Source organism: Halorubrum sp. LN27, from assembly GCF_016635065.1.
Taxonomy (GTDB): Archaea; Halobacteriota; Halobacteria; order Halobacteriales; family Haloferacaceae; genus Halorubrum; species Halorubrum salipaludis.
Map to the genome: position 1 here is coordinate 127,775 of NZ_JAEPET010000001.1, position 16,902 is coordinate 144,676.

General features: G+C 69.8%; 14 protein-coding genes. 2 read left to right on the forward strand and 12 right to left on the reverse strand.

What is annotated here, in order from left to right:
- Positions 1–353: 353 nt before the first annotated feature.
- Together ilvA and JIN95_RS00585 are read right to left on the reverse strand one after the other, a co-directional pair.
- A complete protein-coding gene (gene ilvA / locus JIN95_RS00580; RefSeq protein WP_200530227.1) occupies positions 354–1,616 on the reverse strand; it encodes a threonine ammonia-lyase in 1,263 nt (420 codons plus the stop codon).
- Between the two features lie 52 nt (positions 1,617–1,668).
- On the reverse strand, positions 1,669–3,129 hold the full coding sequence (locus tag JIN95_RS00585) for a deoxyribodipyrimidine photo-lyase (protein WP_200530228.1): 1,461 nt from the start codon (positions 3,127–3,129) through the stop codon (positions 1,669–1,671).
- A gap of 104 nt (positions 3,130–3,233) precedes the next feature.
- Here JIN95_RS00585 and JIN95_RS00590 point away from each other — a divergent pair, with 104 nt between their 5' ends.
- The gene (locus JIN95_RS00590; protein ID WP_200530229.1) at positions 3,234–3,617 is read left to right on the forward strand and encodes a hypothetical protein; all 384 of its coding nucleotides are present in this window, start codon (positions 3,234–3,236) and stop codon (positions 3,615–3,617) included.
- Between the two features lie 612 nt (positions 3,618–4,229).
- Here the strand turns inward: JIN95_RS00590 and JIN95_RS00595 are convergent.
- The 5 genes from JIN95_RS00595 to JIN95_RS00615 all read right to left on the reverse strand — a co-directional run bounded on the left by JIN95_RS00595 (position 4,230) and on the right by JIN95_RS00615 (position 10,218).
- Positions 4,230–4,622: a DUF6276 family protein gene (locus JIN95_RS00595; RefSeq protein WP_200530230.1), complete on the reverse strand. Its 393-nt coding sequence runs from the start codon at positions 4,620–4,622 to the stop codon at positions 4,230–4,232.
- Between the two features lie 88 nt (positions 4,623–4,710).
- Positions 4,711–5,406, reverse strand: a complete 696-nt coding sequence (locus tag JIN95_RS00600) for a V-type ATP synthase subunit D (RefSeq protein WP_095635463.1) — start codon at positions 5,404–5,406, stop codon at positions 4,711–4,713.
- Positions 5,407–5,579: 173 nt separating this feature from the next.
- Complete coding sequence (locus JIN95_RS00605; protein WP_095635717.1) at positions 5,580–6,326, reverse strand: bacteriorhodopsin; 747 nt, start codon at positions 6,324–6,326, stop codon at positions 5,580–5,582.
- Between the two features lie 129 nt (positions 6,327–6,455).
- On the reverse strand, positions 6,456–8,123 hold the full coding sequence (locus JIN95_RS00610; RefSeq protein WP_200530231.1) for a helix-turn-helix domain-containing protein: 1,668 nt from the start codon (positions 8,121–8,123) through the stop codon (positions 6,456–6,458).
- Between the two features lie 178 nt (positions 8,124–8,301).
- Positions 8,302–10,218: a hypothetical protein gene (locus JIN95_RS00615; RefSeq protein ID WP_200530232.1), complete on the reverse strand. Its 1,917-nt coding sequence runs from the start codon at positions 10,216–10,218 to the stop codon at positions 8,302–8,304.
- Positions 10,219–10,397: 179 nt separating this feature from the next.
- On the opposite strand from JIN95_RS00615, the gene JIN95_RS00620 reads away from it, so the two are divergent.
- Complete coding sequence (locus JIN95_RS00620) at positions 10,398–11,684, forward strand: hypothetical protein (protein WP_200530233.1); 1,287 nt, start codon at positions 10,398–10,400, stop codon at positions 11,682–11,684.
- Positions 11,685–11,739: 55 nt separating this feature from the next.
- On the opposite strand, the gene JIN95_RS00625 is transcribed toward JIN95_RS00620, so the two are convergent.
- Genes JIN95_RS00625 through JIN95_RS00645 form a run of 5 tightly spaced genes read right to left on the reverse strand, consistent with a single transcriptional unit; the run spans position 11,740 to position 16,890 of the window.
- Positions 11,740–13,161 (reverse strand): V-type ATP synthase subunit B, encoded by a 1,422-nt coding sequence (locus tag JIN95_RS00625; RefSeq protein ID WP_200530234.1) that lies wholly within the window; start codon positions 13,159–13,161, stop codon positions 11,740–11,742.
- A 1-nt stretch (position 13,162) separates the two neighbouring features.
- The gene (locus JIN95_RS00630; RefSeq protein ID WP_095635458.1) at positions 13,163–14,941 is read right to left on the reverse strand and encodes an ATP synthase subunit A; all 1,779 of its coding nucleotides are present in this window, start codon (positions 14,939–14,941) and stop codon (positions 13,163–13,165) included.
- A 1-nt stretch (position 14,942) separates the two neighbouring features.
- Positions 14,943–15,272 carry a V-type ATP synthase subunit F gene (locus JIN95_RS00635; protein WP_004049075.1) on the reverse strand — a complete coding sequence of 110 codons (330 nt, stop codon included), beginning with the start codon at positions 15,270–15,272 and terminating at the stop codon, positions 14,943–14,945.
- Positions 15,269–16,315, reverse strand: a complete 1,047-nt coding sequence (locus JIN95_RS00640) for a V-type ATP synthase subunit C (RefSeq protein WP_095635457.1) — start codon at positions 16,313–16,315, stop codon at positions 15,269–15,271. The genes JIN95_RS00635 and JIN95_RS00640 overlap by 4 nt, the downstream gene beginning before the upstream one ends.
- Positions 16,312–16,890 (reverse strand): V-type ATP synthase subunit E, encoded by a 579-nt coding sequence (locus JIN95_RS00645; RefSeq protein WP_095635456.1) that lies wholly within the window; start codon positions 16,888–16,890, stop codon positions 16,312–16,314. The genes JIN95_RS00640 and JIN95_RS00645 overlap by 4 nt, the downstream gene beginning before the upstream one ends.
- Between the last annotated feature and the right edge of the window lie 12 nt (positions 16,891–16,902).

A 16,902-nucleotide genomic window follows, 5' to 3' on the forward strand; every position in this document is an offset into this window, starting at 1 on the left:
CGGCGGGGAGATAGCCATCTCCGAAGCACCACCACAAGACTGTGCGGTGTTTGTTATAACCGTTGATCGACACGACTACTCCCGAAGCCCCAGCCGGGAGGCCGGCGCACGCTCGCTGTGCTCCTCGCTCAGTCGCTGTCGCTCCTTCGCTGCGGTCTTGCGTCGCCTGCGCCGGCCTCCCGGCTGCCCCTTCGAATCCCGCCCCGCACAGCCCCGCGCCTCATACCTCCCCAGCCTCGCGGTTCGCGCTCTGCGAGCGCTCACCGCGTCCCTCGCGCGTGCTCCTCGGCCGCAAAGCGGCCTCGGAGGCACGCGCCACCGCGGTTCGATTTATAAGCAACTGCCCCCGTACCTCACGCTTCCCGGGTCGTCCACGCCACCTCGTACCCCGCCTCGCGCACCGCCTTCAGGACGCGGTCGACGTGCGCGGGGCCGTTGGTCTCCACCTCGAACACGAGGTCTGCGTCGCCGACCGGGAGGTCCGGTCGGCTGCGCTCGTGGCGCACGGTCCGGATATTTGCGCGCTCCGCGCCGATCAGGGTGCTGATCTCGCCCATCGTCCCGGGCGTGTCGTCGATCCGGACGGAGAGTTCGATCAGCTGGCCGCGCTCGACCAGGGCGTGGGTCACCACCTCCTTCAGCGTCGTCACGTCGATGTTGCCGCCGCAGAGCAGGGGGACGACCGTCTCGCCGGCCAGATCGAGCTCGTCGACCGCGTCGTCGTCGAGGAGGGCGGCCGCGGCGGTCGCGCCCGCGCCCTCGACCATCTGCTTCGCGCGCTCCAGGAGGAGCAGGATGGCGGCCGCCACGTCGTCGTCGCTCACGACGACCACGTCGTCGAGGTGCTCGTTCAGGAGGCCAAAGGTGAGCTCGCTCAGCCCGCCGGTCGCGATCCCGTCGGCGATGGTGTCCGGCTCCTCGCGCGTCACCAGCTCGCCGGCCGCGAGGCTCTCCGAGAGCGTGGAAGCCCCCTCGGTCTGGACCCCCACGACCCGCGTCTCCGGCGACCGCGCCTTGACCGCGGTCGCGACCCCGCCGGCGAGCCCGCCGCCGCCGACCGGGACGAGGACGGTGTCGACATCGGGGACCTGGTCTATCACCTCCAACCCGAGCGTCCCCTGCCCGGCGACCACGTCGGGGTCGTCGAACGCGTGGACGAACCGCGTCCCGGGGTCGTCGACCAGCGTCTGGGCGTGCGCCATCGCCTCCGGGAACGCGCTCCCGCGGAGCACGACCTCGGCGCCGTAGCCGCGGGTCGCCTCGATCTTCGCCGCCGGCGCCGACTCCGGCATCACGATCGTCGCGTCGATCCCCGCGCCGGAGGCCGCCAACGCGACCCCCTGCGCGTGGTTGCCCGCGCTCGCGGCCACGACGCGGTCGATATCGGGCCCGTCGGTCCCGTCCGCGGCCCCCTCGACCGCCCGCGAGATCGCGTTGTACGCGCCCCGCGTCTTGAACGAGCCGGTTCGCTGGAGGTGTTCCATCTTGAGACGTACGTCGGCGCCGCACCGCTCGCTCAGCGACCGGCTGCGCTCGACGGGCGTGCGCTGGACGATCGCCGCCGGTTCGAGTCGGTCGGCGGCGGCCTCGACGTCCGCGATCGTGACGGAGGACATGACGACGGTGTTCACCACAGCGGGTGAAAAATGACCCGGGGACGAGCCGGGCTCACCGCTTGCCGAGCGCCTCCTCGAAGACGCGCTGCGCGCGCTCGTACCCCTCGTCCCGGTCGACGATCGGGTGCGGGTAGTCGGGGGCGAGCGACTCCCGCTCGCGCCGTGAGAGAGTCGGCCAGTCGACGACCGTCTCGGCCGGCACGTCCCGCAGTTCGGGGACGTACGCCTTCACGAACCGCGCGTCCGGATCGTACTTCGCCGCCTGCGCCACCGGATCGAAGATGCGCACGTCCACCGAGTCCGTCCCCGTCGAGGCGGTCCACTGCCACGCGCCGTGGTTCGAGGCGTGGTCGTGGTCGATCAGCCGCTCCGCGAAGTGGCGCGCCCCGCGCCGCCAGTCGACCAGGAGGTGTTTCGTCAGGAAGCTCGCGACGACCTGTCGCGGGCGGTTGTGAACGTACCCCTCTGCGTTCAGCTGGCGCATCCCGGCGTCGACGAGGGGGTAGCCCGTCCGCCCCGCCGTCCACGCCTCGAACGCCGCGTCGTCGTCTCGCCACGCGATCGCGTTCGGGAACGACTTGTAGTTCGCCGCGGCTAGGTCGGGGTTGTAGTACAGGAGGTGGTACATCTGCTCGCGCCACGACAGCTCGTCGCGGTACTTGTCGACGTTGCGGGGCTCGTCGCCCGTCGCCGCCTCGAACGCGTCGGTCGCGCCCGCCCACACCTCTCGGATCCCGATGGCGCCGACGGCGAGGTACGGCGACATCCGGGAGACCGCGAGGGTGGGCGCCTCGACGGCCCGCGAGAGGTCGTCGCGCGTGTCGGCGTACGACCGGATCCCGCCGTCGAGGAACCCGTCGAACCGCTCGCGGGCGGCGCGGTAGCCCGGTTCCGGGAGGTCGATGTCGGCTTCGGCGTCGAGATCGAGGTCGGCGAAGTCGACGAGGCCAGATCCTGAGTCGGAGCCGAAGTCGGATCCGGAGCCGAGGTCGGAACCGGAGACGCCCTCGTCTTGCACGCTCGCGAGTGCGTCCGGCTCGGGCTCCGGGTACGGCTCGGACTTCGGGACCGCCGCCCAGTCGTCGCGAAACCGACCGTGGTTCGGGTAGCGCTCCTCCAGCCGGCCGGGATCGACCAGCACGGCGTCGGTCCGCGCGTCGGTCTCGACGCCGGCGTCCGCGAGCGCCTCCTCGACCGCTCGCTGTCGCCGCCGCCGCTCGGGGCGGTAGTACTCGTTGTAGAAGACGCTCTCGGCGCCGTACTCGTTCGCGAGCTCGACGAGGACGTTTTCGGGGTCGCCCGCGCGGACGATCAGGTCGCTCCCGAGCTCCCGGTAGCGCTCCGCCAGTCGCTCGACGTGCCGGAGGAAGAAGGCCCGCTGGCGCGCACCGGTCGCCTCGAACAGGTTGGCGTCGCAGACGAAGACGGGGACCGTCGTCCCCGCCCGCGCGGCCGCTGCGAGCCCGGCGTTGTCGCGCGTTCGCGGGTCGCGTCGGTGCCAGAACAGCTGCATAGACTCGATACGGGCTCCGCCGGATAGTGTCCTTCGGCGGTCGCTCGGCGTCGACCCGGCGAATCCACCCGTGCGCTTATGTCGTCGAGGTCGAAGCGGGAGGTATGGACCCCCTCGTCGCCGTCATCCTCGTCGGCGTCCCGCTCGCGTGGCTCGTCGCGTTCGCCGCCTACGCCTACCTCGACGCGCCGAACCACGGCATGGACCGGCGGAAGTGGGCGCTCATCGCGTTTTTCGTCCCGCTGTTCGGCTTCTTCGCGTACGTGTTCGAGCGCGGCGAACGCGACTACGACCCGTCCGAGGACCCCTACGCGCCGGGGAGCGACGCCCGCACCGCCGGACTCGCTGTCCACGAGCGGCGGCGCGGAGAGGAGCGACTCGGCCCGGCCGGGACCGAGGCCGCCGACGGCGACGAGGACGGAGCGGACGGAGACGACGAGTGGAACGACCCGGACGGGATCGAAATCGACGACGACAGAGACCGCTGAGGGACCACGTCGGGACGGCTGCACTGGTGCTGTTACCACCCCGTCTTCGGACCTGTTCTCGCGTGAAACAGCTGGCCGGCGAACTGCGCTTCCCGATCGATAACGGAAGTGGGTCTCGCAGAGCGGTGCTGACAATACGATATTTAAATGGCTGTGAGCGACGGCGACGACTACTTATAAAACGGTGCGGTGGCGCGTGCCTCCGAGGCCGCTTCGCGGCCGAGGAGCACGCGCGAGGGAGTCGGTCGCCCGGAGCGACGCGGAGGGCGACCGACGAGGCTGGGGAGGCGTGAGGCTGCGGTCTGCGGTCGGGTGGGGACTCAAAGGGGCAGTCGCTGCGGGCGGCGCAGGTGACGCAAGCACCGCAACGAGGGAGCATCGCGACCGAGTGAGGCGCACAGCGAGCGTGCGCCGCCCGCAGCGACTGGGGCTTTGCAAATCTTCACCGGAGCGTTGTCGATCACTTATAAACAGCCGACAGCACCACTACAAATCCACTTATAAACAACACCTCCACCAATGTGCGAGACTCACTCCCGCTATCGGTCGTAACGTCGTCCGTACCGGTCGCGGGGTCGAAACGGCTCACGTCCCGAGGACCGCAACGGGTCGCTACACCATGTCGAGCAGCGCCGACCGCCGCCGTTCGAGGTCGAACGCGGCGTCGGGGGCGTCGAGCCGCTCGAAGAAGGCGAAGGCGTCCGCGCCGGACCGCTCCGCGTGTTCGACGAGCGCCTCGATCGACGCCCGGTTGAGCGCGAGCGACTCCAACTGGCCGCAGGCGAGCGCGAGGGCGACGCCCGCCTCCCCGGCGGGGAACGCGGGGTCGACCGCGGTGAAGTCGGGGGCATCGGCGGTGGCCGGTTCGTCAGTCGGGACGTCGTCCGCCGGAAACGTCCGGAGGCAACGGGTGCAGATCGCGCTCGACGAGTCCGGCGCGTGCTCGCGGAGCGCGGGCGGAACGGCGAACGCGACGACGGGGGCATCGCAGTGAGGACAGGACATCGAGTGGAAAGGTGGGATCAGGGGGAAAGGTGGGATCGAGGGAGAGAGGTGCGATCGAGAGACGCGAGCGGGGACCGTTTCGAGCGATTCAGTCCGCGGGCTCCGGTTCCTCGGTCGCGGCGGCCTCAGCGGCGGCTTCGGCCTCGGCTTCCGCCTCCTCTTCCTCCTTTTTGGCCTTGATCTTCTTCATGCGGAAGATCTCCTCGCGCTCCTGCTCTTCGAGCTTCTGCTCGATGTACTCCTGGTTCTCGTACAGGGTCGGGAGGAGTGTGAACTCCAGGGCGTTCACGCGGCGCTTGGTCGTCTCGATCTCCGTGAGCATCTTCTTCATCGCCGTCTCGACCTCGGCGGCGAGAATGACCTTCTCTAACAGCTCCTCGTAGGCGTCGGCGGCCTCGTCGATCCGCGCGGAGGAGCCGAGCAGCCCGTACCCGCGCTCGTCGAGGCTCTTTTTCACCTTCGAGGACTCGATCTGCGGGACCACGACGCCCATGATGTTCTTCGACTGGGTCGTGATCTCGGGGTGCTCTTTCAGCGCCGCGGCCGCGCCGCGGACGGCGACGTCGCCCTCCATCGCGCGAGCCATGTCGATCTTGCGCTGGGCCGTCTCGTAGTTCTCGGACACGTCCGACCGGACGTCCTGCGCCTGATCGAGGATGTCCATGAACTCCATGATGAGGCCGTCACGCTTCTGTTCGAGCGTGTCGTGACCGCGCTCCGAGAGCTCGATGCGGTCCTCGATCGCCATTAGGTTCTTGCGCGTCGGCTTGACGTCCTTGGCCATCTTGTCCGGACGTAGAGAGCCGAGCCTGTTAACCTTTTACTGTTCGTCGACGAGGCGCCGCGCGCGGCGGTCTGTGCGCCGTTTGTTCGGGGTCAGTCGTTCTCGGTTTCCCGGGCTTTCCGGCGGCCAATCCCTTCCGAACCGCGCCGGGGGCGCGGTCGCTCGGGGCCCGCTCAGTCGGCGGCGCTCGTCCCGGCCATCGCCGAGCCGGCGGCGTCGAGCACCTCGCGGCTCGACAGCAGGATGAAGCCGAAGCCGACCTTCGCCACCAGGTCGAGCACCATGAAGCCGGCCGTCTCGACGTTCAGCGAGAGGATCCGGAGCCCCTCGGTCCCGAGGAGCCACCACACCGGATACACGAGCCAGACGACGACGATCAGCGTCCGGAGGGTGCCGAACGTCGACGCGGCCTCGCCGGACAGCTGCGACGCCTTCTCGTCGAGCGACCCGTACAACATGTACAGGAGCACGAGCAGGAAGCCCGTGGAGACGCCCCACCAGACGAGCCGCGTCCCGCCGGCGGAGAGCACGGCCGCGCTGGTCGACAGGGTCGCGATCGCGCCGGTGCCGATCATCAGCACGTCGAGGCCGACCAGCGAGGCGAGCTGGTTCCGCGTCGCCCCGGCCAGGAGGCCGAGGTCGACGAGCAGGAGCGGGGTCGTGAACAGCCAGTCGGTGTAGCGGGCCCAGTAGATGGGCAGCTCCTCGCCGCCGAGGCTCACCGTCGTCACCCCGAACCCGAGCGCCATCGCGAGGTAGTTGACGAACGCGATGGCGGTGATGAAGATCGTGACGATGTAGAACTCCTGGCGGTGTCTGTCCGTTTCGCCCCAGCCCCTGGCGATGAAGTACAGCATCCCCAGGAACATGCCTAACGTCCCGATCCACAGCCATATCGCTTCGCTGCCGGGTTGTGCCATCATGACGCGCGTATATATACGGCGTAGTCTGTACTAAGGGACGTACACAACTGGTTTGGTCGCCGATTCCGGACGCGACGCCGTCGACGACAGGGGCCGTTCCACCGGTTCCACCCCTCTCCGATCCGTTCAGCGGTCGAAGATCGCCGCGGCGATCTTGCGCTGTGCCGCCCGCAGGTGCTGGTGGAACGTCGACCGGCTGATGCCCATCGAGTCGGCGATCTCGTCGCCGGTGGTCTCGTGCGGCCACTCGAAGTACCCGCTCGTGTGGGCGCGGAGCAGCGCGGCCAGCTGACGCTCCGTCAGCTGCGTCTCGATGTCGCCGACGAACTCGCGCCGGGTTTCGTGGTCCCGCTCGCGGCGGCGATAGCTGCGGAGCTCCGCGTGCGCGAACTCCTCGACGGCGTCGGACGCGAGCGACCGGGCGAGCGTCTCTCGGCCGACCTCGACGGTCGCGATCGCGACCCCGTCCTCGACGGCCCACCCGCACAGGTCGCCGCTGTACTCCCTGAGCAGTTCCTCGAACGCCGTCTCCTCGACCCCGACCTCGACGACGGGCGTCGCCGTCGTCGACGCGAGCACGCCGTGGACCGTGACGCCCGCGCGCTCGCCGGCGGCCCGGATCGCCTCCTCGTCCGCGCCGTCCCCATCCGTGAGCTCGAACAGGAGCGACCGTTCGCCGCGGTCGCCGACGGTTCCGAGGTGTCGGAGCGAGCAGGACAGCGCCTCGCCGAACGACGCCAACGGGTGATCGCCGAGCGCCAGCCGGAACTCGACGACCCCGTCCCCGCGGAGCGTCCGCTGGCTCTCGATGGCGTTGATCCCGATCGCGACGGTCCGCCCCACCGCCGCCAGCACGTCGCGCTCGTACTCCTGGAACTCTCGGGTCTGGACGTAGACGGCGAGGGCGCCGTACGTCGCCTCGCCGAAGTGAAGCGGCACGCCGGCGACCGCCTCTCCCGCCCCGTCGGGGCCGTCCGTGCCGATCGGTTCGAACCGCACGTCCCGCTCCTCGACAGCGGTCGCGACGGCGAGCGTCACCGGACGCTCGCCCGCGTCGGCGGCTCCGACGCGGATCGGTTCGGGCTCCGGGGCGACCTCGCCGTCCGCCGCTCGCGGCTCGACTGTCTCGGTCGCCGGGTCGTACGTCCCGATCCACGCGCCGGCGTACGTGTCCGCGATGCTCCGGACGACTTCGCGTCGGAGCTCTTCCCGCGACGACGCCAGCGCCACGGCCTCGGTGACGTCGGCGACGACGCCGTCGAGCCGTTCCAGGAGACGCGTCTGCGCGGCCCGCTCGCGCTCGATCCGCGCCGCCCGGTCCGCGACGGCCTGTTCGGCCCGTTTCCGGCGCGTGACGTCTTGCTGGAAGCCGACGTAGTACGCGATCTCGCCCGCGTCGTCCCGGAGCGGCGCGAGGGTCACCTCGTTCCAGAACAGCTCGCCGTTCCGCCGGTAGTTGCGGAGTTCGACCGTCACGGGCTCCCCGCGCTGGATGGCGGCGCGCATCCGGCTCACCGGGCGCTCCCGGGTCGCCTGGCCCTGCAGGAACCGGCAGTTGCGGCCGATCGCGTACGAGGTCGAGTACCCGGTTATCCGCTCGAACGCGGCGTTCACGTACACCAACGGCATGTCCGGCCGCGTCGCGTCAGCGACCGTGATCCCGACGGGCGCCTCGTCCATCGCGCGGGTCTTCAGCGCCTCGTCGACGGCGTCGGTGCTCGCCGACGTCGCCGAACGGTCCGCGCGCTCCGACCGCTCAGGCTCCGGGTCGGTCGGGAACTCCCGGCGTGTCATAGTTACATACGGTGTCGGACGACCAAAACGTACGGGGTCAAATGGGGGAGGAAACGGCACTCGCCCGGGCCCGGCGCGCCGGCGCGGTCAGCGTTCCACGGGTCGCCGCGGTCAGCGTTTCGCGGGTCGACGGACTCCCGACGGAGCGCGGCGACGGCGGATCGGACTTGGCTCTCCGTCAGTTGTCGTCGGGGTCGTCAGGGTCGTCGGAGTCGTCGGGGTCATCCGGGTCGTCGGAGTCGTCGGGGTCATCCGGGTCGTCGGAGTCGTCAGGGTCGTCGGAGTCGTCGGGGTCATCCGAGTCGTCAGGGTCGTCGGGGTCATCCGAGTCGTCAGGGTCGTCGGGGTCATCCGAGTCGTCAGGGTCATCCGAGTCGTCAGGGTCATCCGAGTCGTCAGGGTCGTCGGAGTCATCCGAGTCGTCGGGGTCGTCCGAATCGTCGGAGTCGTCAGAGTCGTCTTCGTCAGGATCGTCCGACTCATCGGAGTCGTCGTCCGCCTCGCGGCCGTCGATCTCGACGTTCTCCGCCTCGAGGGCGCCGCCGTCCCCGACCGCGAACTCGATCTCGGCCTCGAAGCTCCCCTTCGCGAGCCCGATCTCCAGCCCGCCGTCGTCGGTCCCGGGCGCGTCGAACGAGAGCGTCCCGTCCGGGCCGGTCGCGCCGACCGACTCGCCGCCGGCGGTGACGGCCACGCCGTCGACGCCCTCGCCGTCGTACGTCACGGAGACCGTGACGGTGCCGTTGTCGACGGTCCCGCTCGCGTCGAGGCGCTCGCGGATCGCCTCGTCTTCGGCCACCTCGGGCGGGCTCGATCGGAGCGCAAGCTCCAGTTCTCCCTCGCGGTCGCCCGCCTCGATATCGACCTCGACCTCGTCCTCGTCCGGCAGCCGCACCGCGATCCGGCCGTCCGAATCGGTCGCTCCGGCGTCCCGGTCCCCGACCTCGACGGTCGCGTTTTCGACCGGCTCGCCGGCGGTGGTGACCCGGAGAGTGACGGTCGCCCCGGGCTCGGCGGTGCCGTCGGCGATGCCGATCGACAGCGGCACCTCGTCGGCGTCGTCGTCGCGCTCGGATGCGCCCTCGCGCGGCTCGATCTCCTCTTCGAACTCGAAGACTGCGCCGGTCTCGCCGTCGACGCTCACCGCGGCCTCGCCGGTCGCCGCGGGGCCGTGGAGGCCGAACTCGAACCCGTAGTAGCCGTCGTCGTCGCGCTCGACGGAGCGGAGCGTCCACTCGCCGTCGCTCCCGTTCGAGAGCGGCTCCCTCGCGGCCGCCAGCGCCTCGCTGTGAGTCACCCGGAACGTCCCGTTGCCGGGTCGGTCGCGCTCGAACTCGCGGGAGCGCTCCCCGTCGTCCGACTCGACCTCGATCGAGACGCCCTCGTCGACATCGATCGAGAACTCCCCGGCGCGCTCGCCGGTGTACTGCGCGAGCAGCGCGTTCGCTCCCGAGCCGGTCGCGCGGGCGAGCCGGTCGCGCGCCGCCTCGTTGGCCCCCCGGTCGTAGCCGGCGGCACGCAGCTCCAGCGCGGAGACCGCTGCGGCGCGGTCGTCGAGGCGCTCGAAGCCGCGGTCGACGGTCCCAGCTCGCCCGGAGATCACTGCGAGCCGCCGGGCGAACGCCTCGGGCGCGAGCTCTCCCGCCTCGTACGCCTCGCGCGCCTCGCGGTGGTCGGCGACGACCGCGTCGGCCCGCTCGCGGAGCTCGGCCGCCCGGTCGGCGAGGACCGCGGCGCGCTCCGCCTCGCTGCCGTTTTCCAGCGCGGCCTCGAGCGACGACGCCGCGACGCCGTCGTTCACCTCGTCGTCGGTGACGGTGATCACCGTCGCGAGCTGTTGGCCGACTGCCGCCCGCGACGCGTTCCCGTCGCTCGCGTTCCCTACCGCGCTCTCGTCTCCCCCCTCTCCCGCGGCGGTTCCTCCGTCGTCCGCCTGGACCGGTGAGTTCGACGCGTCGGCCGACCGGATCGACGCGTCGCTCGCGTCGACCGCCGCCCCGCCGGGAGCCGCTCCGGCCGCCAGCGCGCCGCCGGGGACCGACCCGACGACGAGCCCCAGCGCCACCAGGACGGTCAGGATCCGTGTGCCGTTCATCGTCGGCGTAGTGGCACGCCGAACACATATATCGCGTCGTTCGTGTCGCACCGTTTCGGCCAGTTTCGCCGCGTTGCACGCGGCTCGACCCGGCGCGTCGACGAACCGCCCGAACTCCGGGGGCGCGACGACGACGGACATCTGTGGCTTTAACCCGAACGGTGGAGTATCCCCGTCCGATGCGACCGAGCGATCGGAACGCGCGTGCGGTCCTCGCCCTCCTCGTCGCCGCCTGCTGCGTGGCGGCCGTCGGGTTCGCCGCTCCCACGGGCGCGCAGTCCCCCGCCGTCCCGCAGACCGACGACCAGCCCTCTCCGGACAACACGATCACCCGGATCGATCTGGCCGCCGACGGCTCGGCGACGTGGGAGGTCACCCTCCGGACACGCCTCGAAAACGACTCCGACGTGGCGGAGTACGAGCGGTTCCAGGAGCGGTTCCGATCGAACACGAGCCGCTACCTCGACCCGTTCGCCGAGCGCATGTCCGGCGTCGTTTCGGCCGCGAACGACTCCGCAGACCGCGAGATGCGCGCGACCGAGTTCGAGGCCGAGACCGGGATCCAGGAGGTCCCCCGCCGCTGGGGCGTCGTCACCTTCCGGTTCACCTGGACCGGCTTCGCCGCGGTCGACGGCGACGCGGTGGTCGCCGGCGACGTCTTCGCTGGGGGGTTCTTCATCGACGACGACGACGCGCTGGCCGTCTCTGCGCCGGAGGGGTACGCGGTCGAGTCCGCCGATCCCGAACCCGACGAGGCCGGCGACGGGGTCGTCGAGTGGCGCGGCCGCGAGGATTTCGGCGACGGTCGGCCTCGGGTCCGCGCCGTGCCGGCGACCGGCGGTAGCGGCGACGATACCGGCACTGACGGCGAAAGCGCTCCGGACGTCGGCGGCCCGCCCCTCCTCTCCGGGCTCGGCGCCCTCCTCCTCGTCGGGGCGGTCGGGGTCGGCGCCTACGCCGTGCGGTCCGATCGGATCGACCTCGGGGGAGCGGAGACGGACGACGGGGAGAAACCCGAGGGCGGCCCGACCGACGACGACGGGCGGGGAGGCGACGGCCCGGACCCCACTTCACCGGCGGCGAACGCCGGTGCGGCGGGCGGATCGGCGGCCGGGACGGCTGGGTCCGCTGACACTGACTCGGACTCCGACCCCGAGGACGCCGCCACAGTCGCCGAGACCGCCGACGACGGGACCGACGCGATCGACCCCGAACTCCTCACCGACGAGGACCGGGTCAGGCGCGCCCTCCGCGAGCGCGGCGGCCGGATGAAGCAGTCGGCGATCGTCGAGGAATTCGACTGGTCGAAGTCGAAGACCTCGCGCGTGCTCTCGCGGATGGCCGACGCCGGGGAGGTCGAGAAGCTCCGGATCGGCCGCGAGAACGTGATCGACCTCGCCGACGCTGACGATCCGGTCGACCCCGACACCTCCGACGACTCTGACGGCTCGGACGACACCGACTGACCGGCGCAGCCGCTCGTCGTATTGCGCGTGAAAGAGTAAGAGTAGAGAAGCCGCGTTAGTCGGCCGCTTCGACGACTTCGCGCTCGGAGTCGTCCTCGCGGTAGTACTCCTCGATGAACTCCTCGTCGATCCGGTTGAGGGCGTCCTTCGGGAGCATCGAGAGCAGGTCCCAGCCGATCTCCAGCGTCTCCTCGATGTCGCGGTTCTGGTCGAAGCCCTGGTCGACGAACTCCGACTCGAAGGCGTCCGCGAAGTCGAGGTACTTGTTGTCGAGCTCCGAGAGCGCCTCGCGACCGACGATGTTCACGAGGTCGCGCAGGTCCTCGCCCTCCGCGTACGCCGCGAACATCTGGTCTTTCACGTCGGCGTGGTCCTCTCGGGTGAGCCCCTCGCCGATCCCGTCGTCCATCAGCCGCGACAGGCTGGGGAGGACGTTGATCGGGGGCTGGAGGCCCTGACTGTTCAGGTCGGGGTCGACGTAGATCTGCCCCTCCGTGATGTACCCGGTCAGGTCCGGGATCGGGTGAGTGTCGTCGTCGCCCGGCATGGTGAGGATCGGGATCTGTGTGACCGACCCCTCACGGCCCTGAATCCGCCCGGCGCGCTCGTACAGCTGCGCCAGGTCGGTGTACATGTACCCGGGGTAACCCCGGCGACCCGGGACCTCCTCGCGGGCCGCCCCGATCTCGCGGAGCGCCTCGCAGTAGTTGGTCATGTCCGTCAGGATGACGAGGACGTGGTAGTCCTTCTCGAAGGCGAGGTACTCGGCCGTGGTGAGCACCATCCGCGGGGTGACCGTCCGCTCGACGGCGGGGTCGTCCGCGAGGTTCATGAAGACGACGGAGCGCTCCAAGGCGCCGGTGCGCTCGAAGTCCTCCATGAACTCGTTGGCCTCCTCTTGGGTGATCCCCATCGCGCCGAAGATGACGGCGAACTCGGAGCTCTCCTCGTCGTCGCCCTCCTCCTCTTCGGGCACGCTGGCCTGCCGGGCGATCTGCATCGCCAGTTCGCTGTGCGGCTGGCCGGAGCTGGAGAAGATCGGGAGCTTCTGTCCGCGCACGAGGGTGTTCATCCCGTCGATGGCGGAGACGCCCGTCTCGATGAACTCCTCGGGGTACTCCCGGGAGTACGGGTTGATCGCCGCGCCGACGATGTCCTGTCGCTCCTCGGGGACGATCTCCGGGCCGTCGTCGATCGGGCGGCCGGAGCCGTCGAGGACCCGCCCGAGCAGGTCCTCGGTGACGGGCATCTTCATCGTCTCGCCTAGGAAGCGGACGGACGCGTTCTGGTCGATACCGGAGGTGCCCTCGAACACCTGGATGGCGACGACGCCCTCCGAGGATTCGAGCACCTGTCCGCGCAGCGTCTCCCCCTGTGCCGTCTCGATCTCGACGATCTCGTCGTAGCCGATGGACTCGTCGACCTCGGCGTACACGAGGGGACCGCTGATCTCGGTGATGGTCTGATACTCTTTCATGTTAGTAGAGGCTCCGGAGTTCCTCGGTGATCTCCGCTTTGAGCTCCTCGACGTACTCCTCGTAGTCCTCCTGGACGCCGATCCGGTTGATCCGGGGTGCGGCCTCCGTGTCGACGATCTCCTCGACGGGCACGCCCGCCTCGAGGGCGTCGAACGCCTCGTCGTTGAACGTCTCGATCGTCGTCAGCATGAGGTACGTCTTCTCCGGCGGGCAGTACGTGTCCACCGGGTGGAACGCGTTCTGCTGGAGGTACGCCTCGCGCAGGTAGCGGGCGACCTCCAGGGTGAGCTGCTGGTCGTCGGGCAGGGCGTCCTTCCCGACGAGCTGGACGATCTCCTGCAGCTCGGTCTCCTCGTCGAGCACGTCGACCGCCCACTGGCGCTTCTCGGCCCAGTCGTCGGCGACCTCGTCTTCGAACCAAGGGTCCAGCTGATCCTTGTACAGCGAGTACGACTCGTTCCAGTTGATCGACGGGAAGTGGCGGCGCTCCGCCAGGTCCGCGTCGAGCGCCCAGAACGTCTTCACGATACGCAGCGTGTTCTGGGTGACCGGCTCGGAGAAGTCGCCGCCGGGCGGCGACACCGCGCCGATCGCGGAGACCGATCCCTCGGTCCCGTTGACGTTCTCGAAGTAGCCGGCACGCTCGTAGAACTGCGCCAGGCGGGCGGCGAGGTACGCGGGGTACCCCTCCTCGCCGGGCATCTCCTCCAGCCGGGAGGAGATCTCGCGCATGGCCTCCGCCCACCGCGAGGTGGAGTCGGCCATCAGCGCCACGTCGTACCCCATGTCGCGGTAGTACTCGGCGATCGTGATCCCCGTGTAAATGCAGGATTCACGCGCCGCGACGGGCATGTTCGACGTGTTCGCGATGAGCGAGGTCCGGGCCATCAGCGGGTTGCCGTTGGCCGGGTCCTCCAGCTCGGGGAAGTCCTCGATGACCTCGGTCATCTCGTTGCCGCGCTCGCCGCAGCCGACGTAGATAATGATGTCCGCGTCGGCGTACTTCGCGAGCTGGTGCTGTGTGACCGTCTTCCCGGAGCCGAACGGGCCCGGGATCGCGGCCGTCCCGCCCTTCGCGATGGGGAACAGGCCGTCGAGGATGCGCTGCCCGGACACCAGCGGCGTCCGGGGGGTCTTCTTGTTCGCGGAGGGGCGCGCCTCGCGGACGGGCCACTCCTGGTGCATCGAGACGTCGGTCCCGTTGGCGAGTTCGATCACCGTCTCGGTGACGTCGAACGAGCCCGACTCGACGGCGGTAACCTCGGTGGTCTCGCCCTCGTCGAGCGCGTCCGGCGGCACCATCACCTTGTGGTCGATGGTGACCGTCTCCTCGACGACGCCGACCACGTCGCCGCGGCCGACCTCGTCGCCGACCTCGACGGTGGGCTCGAACTCCCACTCCTTCTCGAGGTCGATGCCGGGGGCGTCGACCCCGCGGTCGAGGTACGGACTGCCCATCTTGCCCTCCAGCACGTCCAGGGGGCGCTGAACGCCGTCGTAGATGGCGTCCAGCATGCCCGGACCAAGGTCGACCGACAGCGGCTCGCCCGTGTTCTCGACGGGCTCGCCGGGGCTGACCCCGGAGGTCTCCTCGTACACCTGAATGGTCGTGATGTCGCCTTCGATCTCGATCACTTCCCCCATGAGGCCTTCGTCGCCGACGTAGACGACGTCGTTCATGCGGGCGTCGAGGTCGCGGGCGCTCACGACCGGACCGCTCACGCTTTGGATAACACCGTCTTCGCTTGGGGTGGTCTCCGTGGATTCTGCTTTGCTCATATTAGTCGTCCTCCTCCATCAGGTCGATCCCGATGGCTCGTTTGATCTGGTCGCGCAGCCCGCCGCTGCCGGCGCCGGACCCGCCGAGCGTCACGAGCACGGGCTCGATGCTCCCCTCCACCGACTCGCGGGTCCCCCGCGAGAGGTGGTCGAGGTCGTCGTCGTGCATCACGATGATGCCGGTGTCCTCGTCGTCGAGGGTCCGTTCGACGGCGTCGTCGAGCCGCTCGTCCTTCTCGTCGTCCGGTACGTTCTCGAACTTCCGCACGCCGGCGAGCCTGAACCCGGTGGTGAACTCGGGGCTCCCGACGACGGCGATCTCCTGGCTCATGTTATCACCAGCTCCGATTCGATCTCGTCGGCCGACAGCCCGGCCTCCTTCCCGCGGGCGATCGCCCGGATGTTCTCGACCTCGCGCTCCTTCGCGAGGATGTACGAGATCACCGGCGTCACCGACACCGGGTGGATCGTGCCGAGCCGGTCGCCGTACGCCAGCAGGGCGGCGTCGGTCGCGTGCTCGAACGCGATGAGGCTGTCCGCCTCCTCGAGCTCGCGCAGCGCGGGACCGAGCTCCTCGCCGTACTGGCTGTCGGCGATGTACTCCACGAGGTCGTCGAGGTTCCGCGCGAGCCGCGCGAGCGACCCCCGCGTGAACAGCTCGCCGCCCTCGATGAAGTACGCCGCGGGGTCGATGTCGGCGCCCGACCGGGCGAGCCGGAGGGCGTTCGTCGCGTTCCGGAAGTCGACCTCCGCCTTGAGGAACGCCTCGTACTGACGGGTCGGCTCGCCGCCGCCGAGCCCCGACAGGAGCCGCTCGTAGAACGCGCGGTCGACGGCGTTCTCCAGCGGCACCAGCGTGTCCGTCTCCTCGTACTCGGCGTACGCCTCGCGCAGGGGATCGCCGTAGATCGTGTCCTCTAAGACCTCGACGACTGCGTCGATCGAGTCGGCCTCGAGCAGCCGTCGCATCCGGCGGTCGTCGAACTCGCCGGCGCGGATCAGGTCGACCTCGATGGCCGACTGGTCCGCGTCGGTGTAGACGCCGCGGATGACGGTCTTCACGTTCCAGGCGTCGAACTTGCGGAGGTAGCGGGCGATCAGGTCGTACAGCGCGCCCTCGCTCCAGTCGAGGATGTCGTCGAACTGCTCGGCGAGGTTCCGGTTCAACGCGTACTCGATCAGGTCCACGCCGCCGTGGCGACTCCCCAAGGCGTTGATCTCCGCGCCGTAGCTCGACTCCTCCATGAACCGGGCGATCTCAGCCGGGCCCATCCGGGTCAGCTTCCGGTACTCCTCGTCCCCGTAGAGGCTGCCGCGGCGGGCACGAACCCGCGCGACGACGTACTCTGGGTTCGAGCTCCCGACGGCGCTCATTGGTCGAACAGTCGCTCCGAGATGTTCTTCAACTCGTCGTCCCAGACGGACTCCAGGACCGAGTCGAACGTGTTGTTCACGCGAACGCGAGAGGTGTCGCTCTCCGCGACGACGCCGCCGAGGCAGTCGACTTCGCCGTCGACCGCGGCGTTGCGGCCCTCGACGAGCTCCTCGACGAGGTCGACGTCCTCGGCGCGGGCGTAGACGGCGACCTCCTCGTCGTCGTCGAACTCCGCGAGCGTCGCGTCGAGCAACGTCTCGGTCAGCTCGTGGCGCCGGTCGCCGTCGAGCCCCTCGATGGCGGCCTCGACGTCGTCGTGAACGTCCTCTAAGACGTCGCGACGGGCGCCGAGCCGCTCTTGCTTGGCCTCGAGTTTGGCCGAGGAGAGCGTCTGCTCGCGCTCCTGATCGATCTGTCGATCGACCTCGGCGAGCCGCTCCTCGCGGATGCGCTCGGCGTCGGCCTCCGCCTCGGCGACGATCTCGTCCGCCTCGGACTCCGCCGCCTCACGGATTTCCTCTGCACGCGCGCGGGCTTCGTCTCGAACGTCCTCAACGACAGTGTCCAAACTCATTGGTGTGGAAAG